The following is a 19,428-nucleotide window of genomic DNA, read 5'->3' as shown; positions in this document are numbered from 1 at the left end:
GTTCCAGTGAATACGAAATCTTCCTTGATGGTGTCCGGTCCGACCGCCCTCGATGAACATGCGGCCAAAAACATATTGCAACAGTACGGCATTCCGGTGGTGTCCGAAACGGTGGTGCGGGATGCCGCCGCCGCCGTGGCCGCCGCCGCCGAGTTGGGATATCCGGTGGTGCTCAAAGGGTTGGGCGCCGCTCTGCAGCACAAGACGGAAAGGGGACTGGTCCACCTGAACCTCTTCGATGCCGAAGCGTTACGCCGCGCGGCCGCCAAGATCGCCGAAGGCGCTGGGGCGGACCTGGAAGGGTTGCTGGTGCAGCCCCAAATCACGGGGCAACGGGAGTTGATGACCGGCATGTTCCGCGATCCCCAGTTCGGCCCCGTGGTGTTGTTCGGACTGGGCGGGACGCTGACCGAGGCGTTGGCCGATGTGGCCATGCGGCTGGCCCCCCTGAGTCGTTGGGACGCAACGCAAATGATCGCTGAAATCCGGGCTCAAAAATTGCTTTCCCCCTTCCGGGGCGAAGCGGCGGTGGATCGGAAAACCTTGCTCAAAGTACTGGACGGGGTGTCGCGGATGGCCGTGGAACACCCTGAAATTGCCGAAATCGACATCAACCCGCTGCGGGTCACCCCCGATGGCCGGCTGGTGGCGGTGGATGCCTTGATCGCCCTCCGTCCGCCGACCGAGTCGGCGCCGTCGCTCACCCCGGTGCCGGCCAAGGAGATCGGCGCCATTTTCCACCCCCGTTCCATCGCCTTTGTGGGGGCGTCGGCCCAGCCGGGCAAATGGGGCAACATGCTGGTGGTCAACACCATCAGCGGCGGCTATGAAGGCCGGATTTTGCTGGTCAACCCCAAAGGCGGTACCATTGCGGGACGACCGGTTTACCGCAGCCTGCTGGACATCCCCGATCCCGTGGACCTGGTGGTGGTGACCGTGCCGGCCCGGCATGTGCAGCCATTGGTGGACGAATGCCGCCAAAAGGGCATTCGCTACATGGTGTTGATCACCTCGGGATTTTCCGAGGCAGGCGATGAAGGCAAGGCCCTGGAAGCCGAGCTGGTCAAGGCGGCACGCGAAGCCGGACTGCTGATCCTGGGACCCAACACCATGGGCATCGCCAATCCCCACATCCGCCTTTTCAGCACCGGCACCACGGTGCAGTCCCTGGCGGGCAGCACGGCCATGGTGGCTCAGTCGGGCAACATGGGCACCCAACTGCTGGCTTTCGCCGAGCATCAGGGCATCGGCATGCGAGGTTTTTCCGGCAGCGGCAACGAAGCAATGATCACCATGGCCGACTACCTGGAAGGTTTCGAGGTGGATGACACCACCCGCACGGTGTTGATTTATGTGGAAGGGTTCAAAGACGGGCGGCGTTTTTTCGAAAGCGCCCGCCGCGTCAGTCGCCGCAAACCCATCGTGCTGCTCAAAGGTGGGCAAACGGCCGCCGGCCAGAAAGCGGCCGCAAGCCACAGCGGCGCCATGGCATCGGACAACCGGGTGTTCGAAGCCCTTTGCCGGCAGGCGGGCATCGTCAACGTCCACCGCCCCATGGATCTGCTGGACCTTGCGGCGGCCTTCGACGCCCTGCCCCTGCCCCGCGGTCCCCGGGTGGCCATCATGACCTTCGGCGGCGGCTGGGGGGTGGTGACCGCCGACCTGTGCCAACGCCTCGGCTTGGTGCTGCCGGAGCTGGACGCGGACATCCTGGCGGAAATCGACACCATGCTGCCCCCTTATTGGAGCCGCGCCAACCCCGTGGACCTGGTGGGCGATTTCAATCCCGATATGACTTTCCGGGTCCAGGAATTGCTCATGCGCTGGAGCGGTTGCGACGCCGTACTCCACATGGGCATCATGGGCCGCCGCATCCTGATCGAACGGCTTTCGGCCTCGGTCCTGGCCGCCGACCCCAGCGTGGCCCCCGGAACCTTCGACGAAATCAAAACCCTTGCAGAGCAGTTCGAAGATGCCTTTGCCCGTCGCTGCCTGGAATTGATGGACGAGCTGAACAAACCGATCCTCGGCGTCAACCTGCGTACCGACCACAACACCAAAACCATCCTGCACCTGCCCGGCCACCGCTACAAAGGCGTGACTTACCAAACGCCGGAAAGAGCGGTTCTCGCGTTGTCGAAGATGCTTGATTATGAAACTTTTCTTGCGCAAAAAGAGTAGGTGGATGGGACGTTTTTTTTAAGTATTCGTAAATATTTAGTTTAAAGTTTAAAGTGTAAAGTTTAAAGCAAGGAATGCTGTCGATTCAATTCAAATTATGTCGCACCAAAGGACCTATAGGGGATACCGGGGGTTCAAAGATGCTTGGCATTGTTGAGTTGCCGGGTCGAATCTGGTATGAAGGATAAACGACGATAATTTTGGAAAATACAAAAATCTTGCAGGACGATTCTTTGTGATGAACCATGGTAAGACCCCTATACGGCACCAATTCGACTTTGAAATCGGCTATCTCATTAAAAGTCCTTGCCGAAATTGCCTCATGCGATTCGATTTCCCGGGTTGTATGGCGCAATGCGACACCCTGGACCTGATCCAAACCCGATTGGCCGGCGCTATTTCCAGTTGCCGCTCTCACTCGCCGATGGAAGCGTTTCGGGTGGATTTGGAAAGTCGCCGCAACAAGTAATTTCTTGGACACAATCCCGAAAGGGCATCGATGTCCGAATCCTATGCTCTGAAAACCGGCGACAACGGCACCGTTGCCATCCAGTTGATCGGCCGCATCGATCACCACGGCGCTGCACGTCTGCTCAAGCAGTTGCAGGGTGAAGTCAAGCAGCGCGAACCGAAACAGGTGACTGTCGATCTCAACCGGGTCACCTTTTTCGACGATTTCGGCCTACTGGTGCTGTTCCAACTGCGGGATCACCTCAATAAGCAAGAAGTGCCCTTCCGCTTGGTCCAACCACCGCCAAAAGTGGCTGAAATCCTGGCCCGCACCAGCTTCGACGATCCGGACATGTGCTCCCCCCTACCTCATGCGCACCGCGACAATACCGTCGTGCGGTTGGGGGCGGCTACCATTCAATTCTACAATAGCTTGAATTTCGTAATTTCTTTTTTAGGTTCGGTCATATTGGCAATGTTGCACGTCATTCGCCATCCCCGCGACCTGCGGGTGGGCGACACCATCGTGCTGATGCAGAAGGTGGGGGTGGACGCCCTGCCCATCGTGGCCATGATCAGTTTCTTGCTCGGTTTGATCATGGCCTTCGTCTCCAGCATGCAGTTGGAGCAGTTCGGCGCCAGCATCTTCGTGGCCCGGCTGGTAGCTCTGGCCATGGTCTCCGAACTGGGCCCCATCATGACGGCCATCGTGGTGGCGGGCCGTTCCGGTTCGGCCTTCGCCGCCGAGATCGGCACCATGCGCATCTCGGACGAAATCGACGCCCTGTTCACCATGGGCTTCTCCCCCACCCTGTTTTTGGCCGTTCCCCGCATTCTGGCCGCCATGATCATGGTTCCCTTACTGACCCTCTTTTCCGACATTTTCGCCATCGCCGGCGGCATGGTGATCAGCGTCAGCATGATGAACCTCACCGTGGCCACATACATCGACCAGACTCTCAAGGCCCTGACCTTGTTCGAATTGATGTGGGGGTTGATGAAAAGCGTTGTATTCGCCGCCCTGATCGCCTGGGTCGGCTGCCTGCGGGGCTTTCAGGTCCGTGGCGGTTCCTCCGAGGTGGGCAACGCGGCCACATCGGCCGTCGTCAGCGGTATTTTCCTGATCATTTTGTTCGATTCCATATTCGCCGTCATCCGCAGCTACTGGTAAACGATGGAAAACAACGACCGAACCATCATCGAAGTCCGCGATCTGGAGGCGCGCTACGGCGAAACGACCATCCTCAAGGATGTGAACATCGATGTACGGGCCGGCGAAATCCTGGCCGTCATCGGCGGCAGCGGCTGCGGCAAAACAACGCTGCTAAAACACATGGTGGGACTAAGCCGACCCTACGGCGGGCACATAACCATCGACGGCATCGACATCACCAACGGCGATGAAAAGAGCTTTGCCAGAGCACTGCGCAAAATCGGCATCTTGTTTCAGGGCGGCGCTCTGTTCAGCTCGATGACCATCGCCGAGAATGTGGCCCTGCCCTTGCGGGCCTTCACCGACCTGCCGCCGGACGCCGTCGGCACCCTGGTGCGAATGAAACTGTGCAGCGTCGATCTGGGCGGATACGAGCACCATTTGCCGTCGGAATTGAGCGGCGGCATGATCAAGCGGGCGGCTCTGGCAAGGTCCTTGGCGTTGAATCCCGAAATTCTTTTCCTGGACGAACCCACCGCCGGCCTCGACCCGGTGATTTCGGCGGAAATCGAAGCGTTGATCATGCGCATCAACCACCAGTTCCGCACCACCATGATCATCATCACCCACTCCCTCGACATCATCTACGAGGTGGCCCACCGGGTGGTGATGCTCGACAAATCGGCCAAGGGGATCATCGCCCAGGGCGACCCGAAAGAGTTGCGCCGCAGCAGCCCCAATGCGGTGGTACGCCAATTCTTCAACCGTCAAGCCAACCTATCCAAGCGGAGCACATGGCAACCTTAAAAACCAAATTCAGCGTCGGGCTTTTCATGATCGTCGGCATAACCATCGTGATTGTCGGCGTGGTGTGGCTGGGCATGTCCAACTACCTGAAAAAGGGTCAGCTTTGCCTCGCTTATTTCGATGAATCGGTGCAAGGTCTGGACCGGGATTCAGCGGTCAAATACCGTGGCGTCAATGTCGGCCGGGTCCACAGCATCGACATCGGTGCGGACGGCAACCTGATAGAAGTGATGATCCTGATCGAGGCGGATGTCGATCTTGAAGAAGTCCTGCACGATATTGTCGGTCAGCTCAAATCGGTGGGTATCACCGGATTGATGTTCATCGAGCTGGACCGCCGCACCGATGGGGATCAGCTGACCTACCCACCCGATGGCGTAACCCCTCCCTACCCGGTGATTGCCACCCGGCCGTCGGACATCACCAAGTTCTTCCAAGGCATCGACGACGTGTTCGACACCCTGCGCGCCCTGGACACCCAAGCCATCTCCGACGAACTGGTGTTGGCGATTCGCAAGGTCAACCATGCCATGGAATCGCTTCGCCTGGACGCGCTGCTTGCCGAAATACAACAAACCGTCCACAATCTCCAGCGCCTTGTGCAACCCGAAAAGATCGAGCGCCTGGTCCGCTCCTTCCAGCAGACCTCCGACAATTTGAGCCGGATGGCGGTCAACGCGGACAGCGGCATCGACGATATCCGAAGCGCGGTGAACCGCCTGGAACACATTCTGGATAGCAGCGGCCCCGATGTACAGGAAGTCACGGCCGACCTGAGGGCATCGGCCGCAGAAGTCAAAAGGGCCATGGAGCACCTGGCCGCAGTGATGGAGACCACCGATCAGAGCGTGGACATGGTCCGGCGACAGGCCATCCAGACCCTGTACCGCATCGACCGCGCCGGCGACAACCTGAACCGCTTTCTGGACCGCCTCTCCGGCGACCCCTCGCAACTGCTGTTCAGCACTCCGCAGGTGGAAAAGCCGGCGGCCCCCTGATGGATGCAATCGCGGGCGATAGGCCCGCCATGCCTTGCCTGACAATGGCCGCCAACACAGGCCATTGAAGAGGAGGAAGAGAAATTGACAAGTGCGACACACGACAAGACGGGCCATCGCTTTTACCGGCTGCTACTCATGGCGCTGCCGGCCCTGCTGCTGATCGGTTGCGGCGGACGCTCGGACCCGGCGCGCCCGATGTACTACTACACCCTGGACTACCCCCCACCGATCACCCAAGCGGCCACCCCCCTGCCCTATGCGCTGCGCATCGAGCGCTTTTCCGCCGCGCCCCCCTTCGACACCCAGCGCATCATTTACGCCGACAAGGATCTGCATCGCAATGCCTATGCCTCCTCCCGCTGGGTGGCGCCGCCGGGTGACATGCTGGCCTATCTACTGGCCAGAGACCTGCAGCGTGCCAACGCCCTGCAAGCCGTCATCGCCCCTGACGACGTGATGACCCCCACCCACGTGGTCAAAGGATGGGTGGAGGAATTCCTCGAAGAAGGCACGACCGCCCCGGCGCAGGCCGCCATCCGTGTCAATATCACGCTGCTGGATGCCGACCAATCCGATCCCGTGGCCCGCGTTCTGCACCAGGGCACATACCACGCCCGAGCCCCCTTGGCGGAACGCAATCCCGCCGCGCTATCTCGGGCGATGAGTTTGGCGGCGTCGCAAGTTATGATTCAGATAAGAGACGATGTCCTTGGGGTATTGGTGGAAAGATAGTTTTAAGTTTTAAGTGTTAAGTTTTAAGTTAATGAATTCTATCGATTATAGGGGGGTGGGGGTTGAAAGATGCCTTTCATCGAAATCGAAATCGGGATCGCTATCGGGATCGAAACCATGGCATTCCGCTGCGATTCGTGAATCCTTTGAAGGATCATGGGATGTGCTGACGTAGGAAGTGCATCAAAACCCAACATTTGCCTTCCGGAGGGTCGAAAAATCGATATCCCCGTAAGGAAATGTGTTTTGTCCTTCAAATTCAAACGATGCGCTTCCTTCGTCAGCGCATCCTATTCAATTGCAGCCTAATTAGCAGATGGCGGCGTCACTCCATATTTTAGATCCCGATCTCGATTTGGAAAAACCAATGTTCAACTCTTATGACTCAAAAGTTCTCACCCCCAGGCCATCACTCCCAACCCCAAAATATATAATAGATAGAATACCTTAACTTAAAACTTAAAACTTAACACTTAAAACTCTCCCCCTAAAACTCTCCCCAAACAACAACCTCAAATACCCCCGACCGATATCATCCATATCTCCGAAATCGTAATCCGGTTCGGAATTCCGACGGGCGATGCGCATGCGCAAATCATCGGCCAACACCTTGCCCAACTCCACGCCGAACTGGTCGAAGGAGTTGATGCCCCAGATAAATCCTTCATAGACCGTGCGCGCTTCGTAGAAGCTGAGCAGGCGGCCCACGTTGATTGGTTGCAAATCTTCCAGCACCAGGGTGCTGGATGGCCGGTTGCCCTCGAAATGGCGCGTCCGGTCCTCGCTGGGCCGCCCGGCGGCCAGGGCGTTGGCCTGGGCCACCAGGTTGGCCCACAGTTCCTGATGGTTGGTCACTCCCTTGGAACGGGCGGTGTACTGGGTGTATTGGGGTGTGCGCACGCCGATGAATTCGATCGGGAAGGGGTGCCCCTGGTGGGCGAGTTGGAAGAAGGAGTGCTGGGCGTTGGTGCCCGGCTCGCCGAAGATCACCACCCCCGCCGGCGGTTCCAGGGAGTCACCCTGGATGTCCGCCGCCTTGCCGTTGCTTTCCATGTTGAGTTGTTGCACATGGGGCGCCAGTTTGGCCAGGGGCGAAGCATAGGGGATGATGGCCTGCTGACCATACCCCAGCAATGAGGTGTTCCAGATGGAGATCAAGGCGGCAATCAGCGGTAAGTTCTTCGCCACCGGCGCTTCCAGGGCGTGGCGGTCCATCTCCGCGGCCCCTAGCAGGAAGGCCTCGAAGCGGTCGTAGCCCAGCAGCAGGCTCAGCGGCACGCCGCCCACGGCCGAGGTGACGCTGTAGCGCCCGCCGATGAAATCGAACATGTGAAAGGTCTGCAGCACCGGTCGGGCGGGATCGTCGCCGGGGCTGCCCTTGCTGGTGACGGTCACCGTGTGGCGGGCCGGATCGAGGCCCTTGTCCCGCATGAACTGTTCCGCCTGGTGGGTGTTGGCCGAGGTTTCGGCCGTGGTGTAGCTTTTGGAAATCACCACCCAGAGGGTGGTTTCCGGGTCGATGGCCGCGGCCACGGCGCCGAAGTTGTGGATGTCCACGTTGGCGAGGTAGTGCAGCGTTAGTCGACGGTCGCTCAGGGCGGCCAGGGCGGTGGAGACGAACTCAGTGCCCAGATAGGAGCCGCCGATGCCGATCACCACCACGTGGCGAAACGGTTTGCCGGTGCTGCCGGTGATGGCGCCGCTGCGCACCTGTTCGCTGAACTGTTTCATCTGATCGCGCACGCGGCGGATTTCCGGCATCACGTCCCGGCCATCCACCCGGATGGGGTCGTCGCCGAAGGCTCGGGCGGCCGTGTGCAGCACGGCCCGATTCTCGGTGACGTTGATCTTCTCCCCGGCACACATGGCGCCGAACCGTTGCCGCAGTCGCAGTGCGTCTTCCAGGGTGAAGAGCAATCGGCGCGCCGCGTCATCCAACCGCTGGCGCGAATAGTCCAGCAACATACCACACCCCTCGATCGAATAGCGCTTCAAGCGGTCAGGGGTCTCGATCAGCCGGCGCAGATGGTTTTCCGGCCGTTGCATGCGTTGGGCTTCCTGCAGCAGCGGTTGATGGACGGTTGTTTGGTCCAAGCGAAAGGACGTCATATGGCCGATCTCCTTGACATAGGTGAAATGTGGCAGTTGAAAAAAAAGCAGATCACTCCCGAAAAGCAACAATGGGGCGCAACGGTCCTCATCGCATACGGGCGTTTTCCACCTCTGGGCGATTGCTCAACACTGCTGTTCATCATCCCGGCAAGCACAAATATGACCGTTGTGCTCGGCCGCCGCCAGGATGTCCCGCAGGTTGTTTGCAATGGGCTGCTCCGTATCGACGCGCAGGCGGCGGGCGGGCGGCATCTCGTCCAAGGCTTCGAACCGTGCTTTAAACTGCTCGAAATGGTGCAGTCGTGCGTCGGAAATCCCGGGTTTCTTCTCCCGCGCCGCCAGCCGCGCCTGGACCGTGGCCTCGGCGCAGACACATTCGACAAAGATCCATCCGGCATCCGTGTCCCTGGCCAGCCGCACTGCCTCCGCCCGCCGGTCCCGTTGATCGAAAGTGGCATCCAGTATAACCGAGCGTCTCCTTTCCAGATAGCCTTGGGCCTGCAGCAGCATTTGTCCGTAGGTCAGGCGGGTCGCATGGGCGCTGTAAATCCCCGCTTCGAAGGATGCGCCGTCGGACGCCAGCGCCTTGGATCGAAACAACTCCTTGCGCACCGCGTCGGTCCGGATCACCGGCGCATCCAGGCGCCGCCCCAGGGCGGTGGCGATGGTGCTCTTGCCGGTGGCCGGCATGCCGCACACCACCCACAGCACAGGGCGCGTGAAGCGCAGCGCGTAGCTGTAGGCCAACCGCTGGTAGCACTGGATCTGCCGCTCCAGGGCGGGCCGCTGGTCGGCCGTAACCTGGTCCCAACGGAGGCAGTTGACTTTCAACCGCACCATGGCGCGGTAGCATTTATAAAAATCGATCAAGGTGTAGATGTCGCTGTCCTCGGTGGCGGCCGCATAGCTCGCCAGGAAAGCGTCCGCCATGGGACAAAAGCCGCGGGCGTCGAGATCCATGGCCAGGAAGGCCAGGTCGTTGGCCACATCGCCGTAACGAAATCGGTCGTTGAATTCGATGCAGTCGATGATCTGGATGGCATCCCGGTCGAAATAGACATGGTCGCAGCGTAGATCGCCATGGCCGTCCCGGATGAACCCCGCTTCCATGCGCCGGTCGAACAGGGATCGGCGGCGGTGCAGAAAAGCGCGGGTGGCCGTCCGCACAATATCCAAGGTTCTGCGATCAACCAGCGCGCCGGCGTGGGGTTCGATCTGGGTGAAGTTCTCCTCACAGTTGGTGCGCACCGTCTCCCGGGCCCCGACGGCGGCGACCGCTTCATCCTGGTATGCCTGATCGTAGAATCGCGCCAGTTGCCGGGCCAAGGCGATCACCTGTCCCGGCGTGACCCGGCCCGCCGCCAGCAGGCGATCCATGGCCGCCGCGTCCGGCAGCCGGCGCATTTTCACCGCGTACTCCACCGCGGGTCCGTCGCCTTCCAATCGATAGCCGTCGTCATTGGAAATGCCGCAGACATTCAGGTAGACATCCCGGCTCAGGCGACGGTTGAGCGCCACCTCCTGTTCGCAATAGTAGCGCCGCTTTTCCAGGGTCGTGAAGTCGAGAAACCCCAAATCCAACGGTTTTTTGATTTTATAAACAAACGCTCCGGCCATGGCCACGATGGAGATGTGGGTCTCCCGGATCTCCACCGAATCCACCGCATGGGAATAGAAAGCGGGTTGTTGCAAGGCGGCACGGAGGCCGTCCAGATGATGTTGTGCCATAAAAGGTCCTTAAACCAGATCCCGGTAGAATTGCAACGTTTGCGCGGCGATGCGCTGCCAACTGAAATGCGCTTCCACCCGACGGCGGGCGGCGATGCCCATCAAACGCCGCTTTTCGGGCGCGGCCAGCAATTCGTTGATCGCCGCGGCCAGATCCCTGGCATAGGCTTCGGGATCCAAAGGCTCCGGGTCCTCGGGACCCGCGGGCGCAAAGGGCACCAGCAGCCCGGTCTCGCCATGGCGCACCACTTCGGGGATGCCCCCCACGGCGGCGGCCACCACCGGCGTGTGGCAGGCCATGGCCTCCAGGTTGATGATACCGAACGGCTCGTACACCGACGGGCAGACAAACAGCGCCGCCTGGCTGTAGAGCACTACCAGGTCCTTCTCGGGCACCATGTCCGACACCCACACGATGGGTCCGTCGTGGGTTTCACGGGCGGCGGCCACCTGATCGCGCATTTCCCGGGCGATGGCTTCCGTGTCCGGCGCGCCGGCGCACAGCACCACCTGGGTACCGGGTTGCAAGTGGGGCAAGGCCTTGACCAGGTGCAGAATGCCCTTCTGATGGGTCAAACGGCCGACAAACAGGACGTAGGGCCTTTGGGGGTCCACACCATAGGCGGTCAGCACGGCGGGATTCTCCGTGGGACGATAACGGTCGGTATCGATGCCGTTGTAGATGACCCTGACCCTGTCCGGGGCCACGCCGTAGAGGGTTTGCACATCTTCGCTCATGGCCTTGGAAACGGCGATGATACCGTCGGCATTCTCCATGGCCGTGCGCTCCAACCACATGGAGGCGTAATAGCCTTCGCCCAACTGCTCTTGTTTCCACGGGCGGTGGGGTTCCAGGGAGTGGGTGGTGACCAGCAGGGGGATGCGCAGCATCTGCTTGAGCAGGCAGCCCGCCAGGTAGCTGTACCAGGTGTGGCAGTGAACCACATCGGCCGCCGTCGCCATGCCGCTCATCACCAGGTTGCGATAGAGGGGATCCAGGATGCGGCCGCGCTGCAATCCGGGCCACTCCCGTCCGCCGATCCCGCTGACCCGCAACCGTTCCCGGTCAACGTCCTGATCCCCGAAACAGAGCACCTCCAGTCGGTGCGCGCCATTGTCGGCCGCCAACAGCGCATCGCCCAGGTGTTGCACATGGACCCCGGCGCCGCCGTAGATGTGGGGCGGATACTCGTTGGACAGAAACAATATCTTCATGCCGTATCTCCTTTGACAGGCGGTTGCGCCCTTTTGAAAAACACCGCCGCAAGCGGCGGCAACACAATGGTCAAGCTGTAGGGCAAGCCGTGGGCCGGCACGGGGGCCGCCTCCACACCACCCTGGTTGCCCTGGTTACTGCCACCGTACTGCTGCGCGTCGCTGTTGAGCACTTCGGCCCAGAAACCGCCTTGGGGGGCGCCCACCTGGTAGTTGTGCAGCGGGGTGCCGCTGAAATTGCACACCACGATGATCTGCTCATGGACCTTTTTGCCTTTGCGCAGCAAACTGAGCACCGACTGGTGGGCGTCGTTGCAGTCGATCCAAGCGAACCCTTCGGGTCGGCAATCCAGTTGGTGCATGGCGGCTTGGTCACGGTAGAACCGATTCAGGTCTTCCAGCCAGCGTTGCAGGCCGGCATGCAGGCCTTCCTCCAAAAGATGCCAATCCAGACTGCGGTCGTGGGACCACTCTTGCCACTGACCCCACTCGCCGCCCATGAACATCAGCTTCTTACCCGGTTGGGCGTGCATATAAGCGAACAACAGGCGCAGGTTGGCGAAGCGGCACCAAGCGTCGCCGGGCATCTTGCCCACCAGCGACCCCTTGCCGTGCACCACTTCGTCGTGGGAGAGGGGCAGCAGGTAGTTTTCATGCCAGGCATAGAGCATGCGGAAAGTCAATTTGTCGTGATGATAACTGCGGTGAACGGGGTCCTTGGCGAAGTATTGCAGGGTGTCGTGCATCCATCCCATGTCCCATTTCATATCGAACCCCAGGCCGCCGCGATAGATGGGACGCGACACCTGGGGCCAGGAGGTGGACTCTTCGGCCACGGTCAGCACGCCGGGGTATTCGCTGTGGACCTCGGCATTGAACCGTTTGAGAAAATCGATGGCCTCCAGGTTTTCGTTGCCGCCATGAACATTGGGCATCCACTCCCCCTCGGCGCGGGAGTAGTCCAGGTAGAGCATGGAGGCCACGGCATCGACCCGGAATCCGTCGATGTGGTACTTGTCCAGCCAGAAAAGGGCGCTGCTGATCAGAAAACTGACCACCTCGCGGCGACCGTAATTGAAAATCAAACTCTTCCAATCGGGATGGACCCCTTTGCGGGGATCGGCATGTTCAAAAAGGTGAGTGCCGTCGAAGTAGCCCAGGCCGTGTTCGTCCGATGGAAAATGGGAAGGCACCCAATCCAGGATCACGCCGAAACCGGCCCCGTGGAGTCGATCCACCAAACGCATGAAGGCCTCGGGGGGGCCATAACGGCTGGTGGGCGCGAAGTAGCCCAGGCACTGATAGCCCCAACTGCCGTAAAAGGGGTGCTCCATCACCGGCAGAAATTCCACGTGGGTGAAGTTCATCTTGCGCAGGTAGTCCACCAGGCGGGGCGCCAGCTCATCGTAGGTCAGCGGGCGATCCTTTTCCTCGGGCACCCGCATCCAGGAGCCCAAGTGCATTTCATAGAGCGAAATGGGCGCTTCCAAACGGTTCACGGCACCACGGCCGGCCATCCAGCCCCGATCCTGCCATTCGTAACGCATATCCCATACCACCGAGGCGGGCCGGGGGCCCAGCTCATGGTAGAAGGCAAAAGGGTCGGTTTTGTCCACCCGGTATTGATTGTGCCGGGACACCAGATGGTATTTGTACACCGCCCCGGGTGCCAGGCCCGGAATGAAACCGGTCCAGATGCCCGACTGCTGCAACGGATGCAACGGGTGACGGCGCTGATTCCACTGATTGAAATCGCCGATGACGCTGACCGCCTCGGCGTTGGGGGCCCAGACGGCGAAGTGGACCCCGTCCCTGCCGTCATGGGAGGCCGGGTGGGCGCCCAACTTTTCATACAGCCGGAAATGGCTTCCCTCGTTGAACAGGTACAGATCATCCTCACTCAACAAGGTGAAATCGTAGCGCACCGTTTCGGCCGCCTTTTCTTCCGCCGGCCCTTCTTTGGATGAGTATCCCATATTCCCCCCCTTCGAATTCAGGCTGCGTCCCCAACCACTAAGAACCATCCACTCTCAACACATCGCGCAATCCGCGGATGGGAATGGGCAGCCATTCGGGACGGTTGTCGAGTTCATAGCCCAATTCGTAGATCACTTTTTCGATCAGCAGCACATCGAGCAGCAACTGCCGTTGGTCCTGATCGGCCGGCAGAAATCCGGCCGGCGCCGCCGCCTCGATATAGTGCTGCAAAAAAATGGCACTGATCCAACGCTGCCAGTACTCGCCCCAGGCATGGGCGAAAGATCGCTCTTCGGGGCGGAAGAGGCCCCGCCGTTCTTCCTCCATGAGGGCGCTGTAGGCGGCATATTGAAAGGAGCGCAACATGCCGGCCACATCCCGCAGAGGAGAGCGTTTGATTCGTCGTTCTTGTAAAGTGCGCGCCGGTTCGCCCTCAAAATCGATGATAACGAAATCCTTACCGGTGAACAAGAGTTGCCCCAGGTGGTAATCTCCGTGGCAACGCAGTCGCTGTGCCTCCAGACGTTGCGTGAGCAAAACGCCCATGCGCTCGATAACGATTTCTTTGAAAGCCACCGCCCGGCGACATGCGGCTTGCAGTTGCGGCGCCAGCGAAGGCATTTTCTTCTTGAGCCGGGCCAACACGGTGATGGTCAAAGAACGGATCGACTGATAGAGCGCGCGCTGGTACAGCTTGGAAAAAGGTTCCGGGGCAAAGCGGTCGTCCTCGGTTGCACCGGCGAGCAGGATGTGCATCCGGGCGGTACGGCGGGCCAGCAGGCGCACGGCCTCGGCATACATCCCGATGCGGTCGAGTGCCTCGCACGGAATCGTTCCATCCGCCAGGCACAGCGGGGTGGCGGTGGGCAGTGCCGGTTTCCACCGCCGGTCATTTTCAACCACTTGCTCGAAAAAGCGATGCAGGTTTTCCAGCGTGTAGGCCCAGGCATCGCCCTGATTGGGCACATAGGCCTGGAGCATCGCCAGGGTGTCGGGCGTTGCATTGGGGCGGCGATATTCCAGGTGTCCGGCCACCGCCGGAATGTGTTCAAAACCCCTGTTTGTCAGCAGCAGCCCCATTTCCAAATCCGGATTGCGCCCCTCGTGCACCCGGCGGTACCATTTGAGAATGAAACGATTGCCGTAGACAACAGAGCTGTTGCTCTGTTCGGCCTTGAGCGGCCGACTCTCGAAAGATGAAACCGCAGAAGGTTCGTAAAGCGGCTTGAAGGCCCGGGTCGCAACGGCGGCCATTATGCCGCCACCGCCCTTGCTCGAGCCGCGTCGGGCCACCATGCGCAGTACAGCTTCACAAAAGGGTGCCACCAGGAGCGCATCCACCAGCATCCCCGACCGCTCTTGCGCTCCGCTGCGCACCATGGCCAATACCGCCCGCGGATGGTCCTGGTGCAACGTTTCCCCGAGTGCTGCATCGACATGGGCCAGGGGCAGAAGATAGGTTTCGTCGCTGCCATCGGTATAGGCCAGCTGCACCAGCAGGAGAAATGCCTCCAAATCGATGCCCTGTACGGGCAGCATTTCAACAACCGTGGCCTTCTTGATCCGGCGTCCCTTGCCGCCGAACCAGCGCTGCAAGCGTATGTACGCCGGCAGTAGAGGCGTCAGCGCCTTGGCCGAATCGTCCAGTACCTCCCTCCAGGAGCGGCGGGTCTCCAACAAGGGCAGTTGCTCCGAATCGGCCGTTGGAGCATCGTCTGCGTCCAGGATCCCGGTATGCTGCAAGCTGAACCAGTAAAAAGAGTGGGGGCCCAGCGTGAGGGGGTATCCCCCATGGGCCTTGATCGCCGGAAAGGCGGTGTTGCCGAAAACCTCCACCGGCACCTTGCCTTCATGGTCACTCAAATCCAGTTCGACATACTGCACATAGCGTGAAAAATTGGTCACCACCAATATGCATTGGTCTTGGTAACATCGGGTGAAGGCCAATATTCTGGGGTTGTCCGGCTCCAGAAAGGTGAGGTGGCCTCGACTGAAGGCCGGAATGTGCTTGCGCAGCAAAATGATGCGCCGCATCCACCAGAGCAGGGAGTGGCGGTTGTTCTCTTGAGCCGCCACATTGAACACCTCGTAGTGGTATTCGGGATCGATGATCACCGGCAAGTAAAGCTGGTGCGGATTGGCCTGGGAAAAGCCGGCGTTGCGATCGGCACTCCACTGCATGGGCGTGCGCACGCCGTTGCGATCACCTAGAAAGATGTTGTCCCCCATCCCGATCTCGTCGCCGTAGTAAATCACCGGCGTTCCCGGCAAGGAGAAGAGCAGCGCATTCATCAGTTCGATGCGGCGCCGATGGTTGCCCAGCAGCGGTGTCAGCCGCCGCCGGATACCGAGGTTGAGCCGCATGCGGGGGTCCTTGGCGTAGAAGCGATACATGTAGTCCCGCTCTTCATCGGTCACCATCTCCAGGGTCAATTCATCGTGGTTGCGCAGGAAGATGGCCCACTGACAATTATCGGGAATGGCGGGTGTCTGGTCCAGGATGTCGACGATGGGAAAACGGTCCTCCATGTGCAGCGCCATGTAGAGACGCGGCATGAGAGGGAAGTGAAAGCTCATGTGACATTCGTCGCCGTCGCCGAAATACTTGACCGCATCCTCGGGCCACTGGTTGGCCTCCGCCAGAAACATGCGGTTTTTGTATTTGGCGTCCATGCGCGCCCGCAGCTTTTTGAGAAACTGGTGGGTTTCCGGCAGGTTTTCGCAATTGGTGCCTTCGCGTTGATAAAGATAGGGTATGGCGTCCAGCCGAAGACCGTCCACCCCCATGTCCATCCAGAAGTCGAGGGCCTTGAAGATCGCATCGTGGACCCGCGGGTTGTCGTAGTTCAAATCGGGTTGGTGGGAATAGAACCGATGCCAGAAGTAGGCCTTGGCCACCGGGTCCCAGGTCCAGTTGCTGTTCTCGAAGTCCTGGAAGATGACCCGCGCCTCGGTGTAGCGGTTGTATGTGTCGCTCCAGACATAGAAATCGCGCCATTTGCCCCCGGGTCGGTCCCGCCGCGCCTTCTGAAACCAGGGATGCTGGTCGGAGGTGTGGTTGATGACCAGCTCGGTAATCACCCGCAAACCGCGCCGGTGCGCTTCGGACAAAAATTTGCGAAAATCGGCCAGGGTGCCGTAGGATGGATGAATTTTACAGAAGTCGGCGATGTCGTAACCATCGTCCTTGAGGGGCGAAGGATAGAAGGGCAGCAGCCACAGGGTGTTGACCCCCAGGTCGCGCAGATAGTCCAGCTTGGTGGTCAATCCCCGAAAATCGCCCAGGCCGTCGCCGTTGCTGTCGACGTAGGTTTTGACATGCAACTGATAGATGACGGCGTCTTTGAACCACAGCGGATCGTCTTGCAGCAATACGTTCTGTTTGGCGTCGTTGGGCATGAATCGTTTCCTCCGCCTGGGAAAGCGGTTACGGGTGCGGTCAATGAAATCGAACAACATCCAGGGCGATGGGTCAAGCCCTCACATGTAGTAATCGAAATCGTGCTCGGTGCGCACCTTGCGCCGAATGCGAAAGATGTGGGCCGGGACCGACCGGGGATCCAGGGCCACGTAATTTTCACCGGCATGCCAAAGGTAGCGGGCATCGCGAATCAGATCGTGGACCTGAAACGGCTGTTCCGCCGCCAGCCCCAAGGCCTCCAGGGGCAGGCGCACCGACGCCGCATGGGCATGGTGGGGATCCAGGTTCACCACCACCAGAACGATGTTGGTCAGGTCGTCGGTGTGCTTAGTGTAACAGAGCATCGCCTCTTGCGCCACTGCATGAAACTGCAGGTTGCTGTTTTGCTGCAAGGCGGGGTTGGTTCGCCGGATCCGGTTGACCCGCGTGATGAAATCCTTGAGACTCTCGGGGGCGTCCCAGTCCCAATGCCGCAGCTGATACTTCTCCGAATCCAGATATTCTTCGCTGAAAGACTCGCGGGGCTGGTCCACGCACAGCTCGAAGGCGGGGCCGTAAATGCCATAACTGGACGACAGCGTGGCAGCCAGCACCAACCGGATGATGAAAGCCGCCCGCCCGCCGGTCTGCAAGTATTCGGGCAGAATATCGGGCGTGTTGGGCCAAAGATTGGGCCAGAAGAATTCATTTGCCGGCGGCGTGGTCAACACCTTGAAGTATTGCTCGATTTCCCACTTGAGATTGCGCCAGGTAAAATAGGTATAGGATTGGGTGAAGCCCCCTTTGGCCAGGCGATACATGGTGCGCGGCCGGGTGAAGGCCTCGGCGAGGAAAATGGTATCCGGATGCAGCCGCTTCACCTCGCCGATCAACCATTCCCAGAAGCGCAACGGCTTGGTGTGGGGGTTGTCCACCCTGAAAATGCGCACCCCCTGATCGAGCCAGAAACGGACCACGCCCAGCAGCGCCTCGGCCATTTCCGGCGCCTGGGTGCCTTCGAAGTCCAGGGGGTAGATGTCCTGGTATTTCTTGGGCGGATTTTCGGCGTACTGAATGGTGCCGTCCGGCCGGCGGCGAAACCATTCGGGATGCGCCGACACATAGGGATGGTCGGGGCTGCATTGAAAGGCCAGGTCCAGGGCGATTTCGATCCCGTGGTCACGGGCCGCCGCCATCAGTTGCTGAAAGTCGGCGAGCGTTCCCAGTTGCGGATGGACACCGGTGTGTCCGCCTTCCGCCGCGCCGATGGCCCAGGGGCTGCCCGGATCCGCCGACCCCGCCGCAGGTGTGTTGTTGCGCCCTTTGCGATGTTGTCTGCCGATGGGATGGATGGGCGGCAGGTAGAGCACATCGAAACCCATCCCGGCAATATAAGGCAGGCGCCGGATCACATCCTGGAAAGTGCCGTGGCGTCCAGGCTCGGGCGCACAGGACCTTGGAAACAGTTCATACCATGTGCTGAAGCGGCCCAGTGGACGCTCCACACGAACGCGCAATCGCTTGCCGTAGACCGTTTCCTGTGTTGGGTCGGGCCGGGATGCCATCAAATCCGCCAGCTCAGGTGATAACGCCGTTTGCACGCGATCCGCGACGGGTGCGCCGTTTTGCAGTTGCCGCGCATACCAGGCCAGACGCTCGTTACCAGCGAGGTCGGCCTGATCGGCCGCCGCGGCCGCCAGCGCGGCCATTTCCGTTAAATCCAACGACGGATCCTGCCCGGCGGCCATCCGTTGCCGCAACCGGCCCGACCAGGTAGCGAAACGATCCACCCAAGCCCGCACCGTGTATTCGTACTCGCCCGGGCCATCGACGCGAAACCGTCCCTCCCATCGATCATTGCCCAACGGCGTCATGGCCGTTTGCACCCAGTGCGTTTCCCCGGCGCGCCGATGGCACAAAACGGCGCCAATCCGGTCATGACCGTCGGCAAACACATCGGCCGTCACCCGCACCGTTTCCCCGGCGGCACGGCGCACCGGAAACCGACCGTGGTCGATTTCCGGCTGCACGTTCTCGATGATCACACGTTTGAAAAAGGCATCCATCCCCTGCTCCTCGCGGCACGTACAAGACGCACCCTTTTGTTGGATGACAATCGAACCCGATTCTTCAAGCATCGGCGGATGATGAGCTCGACCCACGAACGGCAGCAGTGAAACCTGTGACGACGGCAACGGAAAGATCAGTGAACGGCGCAGTTTTTCGGTGTCTATCAACACTAGATTATAACCACACCCGTCGCCTCTGCAACTATTACTGCAGACATCGACCAACGCCGGAGATAGACCACTTGTTTCGGTACCCATATAAAGGAAGCTTTGAACGAGCGCAGTATGGAGCGTTGAACAACCGCCGGCGGGTGAGAACAGACGATGTTCCTTTTACCGTGAAAAATACCCTGTATGGTCAGGATCATAGATCATAGGATGCGCTGACGAAGGAAGCGCATCAAAGCCCGTTATTCCCCTTCAAACGTGACCTCGGCCGGGATGTGCAATGGCCTCCTACGGGCTGGACAACATACGCCCCTACGATTTGTGGAAGGCCCCATCCGCTTGCTTACCCACAACCCCTTATAATCGATAGGATTCCTTAACTTAAAACTTAACACTTAACACTTAAAACTATTCTATCTCTGATCTTGCCGCCGC

General features: G+C 59.9%; 11 protein-coding genes. 5 read left to right on the top strand and 6 right to left on the bottom strand.

Features of this window, described 5'->3' with window-relative positions:
* Nucleotides 1-6: 6 nt before the first annotated feature.
* The 5 genes from MRX98_RS15415 (at nucleotide 7) to MRX98_RS15395 (ending at nucleotide 6,324) form a co-directional block, all read left to right on the top strand.
* The gene (locus MRX98_RS15415; RefSeq protein ID WP_343217768.1) at nucleotides 7-2,181 is read left to right on the top strand and encodes an acetate--CoA ligase family protein; all 2,175 of its coding nucleotides are present in this window, start codon (nucleotides 7-9) and stop codon (nucleotides 2,179-2,181) included.
* Nucleotides 2,182-2,680: 499 nt separating this feature from the next.
* Complete coding sequence (locus MRX98_RS15410) at nucleotides 2,681-3,802, top strand: MlaE family lipid ABC transporter permease subunit (RefSeq protein ID WP_246911581.1); 1,122 nt, start codon at nucleotides 2,681-2,683, stop codon at nucleotides 3,800-3,802.
* A gap of 3 nt (nucleotides 3,803-3,805) precedes the next feature.
* Nucleotides 3,806-4,591 (top strand): ABC transporter ATP-binding protein, encoded by a 786-nt coding sequence (locus MRX98_RS15405; protein ID WP_246911579.1) that lies wholly within the window; start codon nucleotides 3,806-3,808, stop codon nucleotides 4,589-4,591.
* On the top strand, nucleotides 4,579-5,589 hold the full coding sequence (locus MRX98_RS15400; protein WP_246911571.1) for an MlaD family protein: 1,011 nt from the start codon (nucleotides 4,579-4,581) through the stop codon (nucleotides 5,587-5,589). Before MRX98_RS15405 ends, MRX98_RS15400 begins: the two co-directional genes overlap by 13 nt.
* Before the next feature lie 84 nt (nucleotides 5,590-5,673).
* On the top strand, nucleotides 5,674-6,324 hold the full coding sequence (locus tag MRX98_RS15395; protein ID WP_246911552.1) for an ABC-type transport auxiliary lipoprotein family protein: 651 nt from the start codon (nucleotides 5,674-5,676) through the stop codon (nucleotides 6,322-6,324).
* A gap of 459 nt (nucleotides 6,325-6,783) precedes the next feature.
* Here the strand turns inward: MRX98_RS15395 and pgi are convergent, their stop codons facing one another.
* The 6 genes from pgi to MRX98_RS15365 form a co-directional block, all read right to left on the bottom strand.
* Complete coding sequence (pgi, locus tag MRX98_RS15390) at nucleotides 6,784-8,433, bottom strand: glucose-6-phosphate isomerase (RefSeq protein ID WP_246911549.1); 1,650 nt, start codon at nucleotides 8,431-8,433, stop codon at nucleotides 6,784-6,786.
* A gap of 126 nt (nucleotides 8,434-8,559) precedes the next feature.
* Entirely contained in the window at nucleotides 8,560-10,164 is a 1,605-nt protein-coding gene (locus tag MRX98_RS15385; protein WP_246911546.1) for a bifunctional aminoglycoside phosphotransferase/ATP-binding protein, read from the bottom strand.
* 9 nt (nucleotides 10,165-10,173) lie between these two features.
* Nucleotides 10,174-11,379: a glycogen synthase gene (gene glgA / locus MRX98_RS15380; protein ID WP_246911543.1), complete on the bottom strand. Its 1,206-nt coding sequence runs from the start codon at nucleotides 11,377-11,379 to the stop codon at nucleotides 10,174-10,176.
* Nucleotides 11,376-13,355: a 1,4-alpha-glucan branching protein GlgB gene (glgB, locus tag MRX98_RS15375; protein ID WP_246911525.1), complete on the bottom strand. Its 1,980-nt coding sequence runs from the start codon at nucleotides 13,353-13,355 to the stop codon at nucleotides 11,376-11,378. The genes glgA and glgB overlap by 4 nt, the downstream gene beginning before the upstream one ends.
* A 37-nt stretch (nucleotides 13,356-13,392) precedes the next feature.
* Nucleotides 13,393-16,755 (bottom strand): maltose alpha-D-glucosyltransferase, encoded by a 3,363-nt coding sequence (gene treS / locus MRX98_RS15370; RefSeq protein ID WP_246911524.1) that lies wholly within the window; start codon nucleotides 16,753-16,755, stop codon nucleotides 13,393-13,395.
* A gap of 81 nt (nucleotides 16,756-16,836) precedes the next feature.
* Nucleotides 16,837-18,822: an alpha-1,4-glucan--maltose-1-phosphate maltosyltransferase gene (locus MRX98_RS15365; RefSeq protein ID WP_246911518.1), complete on the bottom strand. Its 1,986-nt coding sequence runs from the start codon at nucleotides 18,820-18,822 to the stop codon at nucleotides 16,837-16,839.
* Between the last annotated feature and the right edge of the window lie 606 nt (nucleotides 18,823-19,428).

This window comes from Desulfatitalea alkaliphila, assembly GCF_022968795.1.
Classification (GTDB): Bacteria; Desulfobacterota; Desulfobacteria; order Desulfobacterales; family Desulfosarcinaceae; genus Desulfatitalea; species Desulfatitalea alkaliphila.
The sequence above is the reverse complement of the archived record's forward strand: the minus strand, read 5'-3'. Positions and strand labels throughout refer to the sequence as shown.

What these genes read in the sequence shown, in the direction of transcription:
- MRX98_RS15410 (WP_246911581.1), top strand. Translation starts at nt 2,681, where the DNA reads ATGTCCGAATCCTATGCTCTGAAAACCGGCGACAACGGCACCGTTGCC.
- MRX98_RS15405 (WP_246911579.1), top strand. Translation starts at nt 3,806, where the DNA reads ATGGAAAACAACGACCGAACCATCATCGAAGTCCGCGATCTGGAGGCG.
- MRX98_RS15400 (WP_246911571.1), top strand. Translation starts at nt 4,579, where the DNA reads ATGGCAACCTTAAAAACCAAATTCAGCGTCGGGCTTTTCATGATCGTC.
- pgi (WP_246911549.1), bottom strand. Translation starts at nt 8,433, where the DNA reads ATGACGTCCTTTCGCTTGGACCAAACAACCGTCCATCAACCGCTGCTG.
- MRX98_RS15385 (WP_246911546.1), bottom strand. Translation starts at nt 10,164, where the DNA reads ATGGCACAACATCATCTGGACGGCCTCCGTGCCGCCTTGCAACAACCC.
- glgA (WP_246911543.1), bottom strand. Translation starts at nt 11,379, where the DNA reads ATGAAGATATTGTTTCTGTCCAACGAGTATCCGCCCCACATCTACGGC.
- glgB (WP_246911525.1), bottom strand. Translation starts at nt 13,355, where the DNA reads ATGGGATACTCATCCAAAGAAGGGCCGGCGGAAGAAAAGGCGGCCGAA.
- treS (WP_246911524.1), bottom strand. Translation starts at nt 16,755, where the DNA reads ATGCCCAACGACGCCAAACAGAACGTATTGCTGCAAGACGATCCGCTG.
- MRX98_RS15365 (WP_246911518.1), bottom strand. Translation starts at nt 18,822, where the DNA reads ATGGATGCCTTTTTCAAACGTGTGATCATCGAGAACGTGCAGCCGGAA.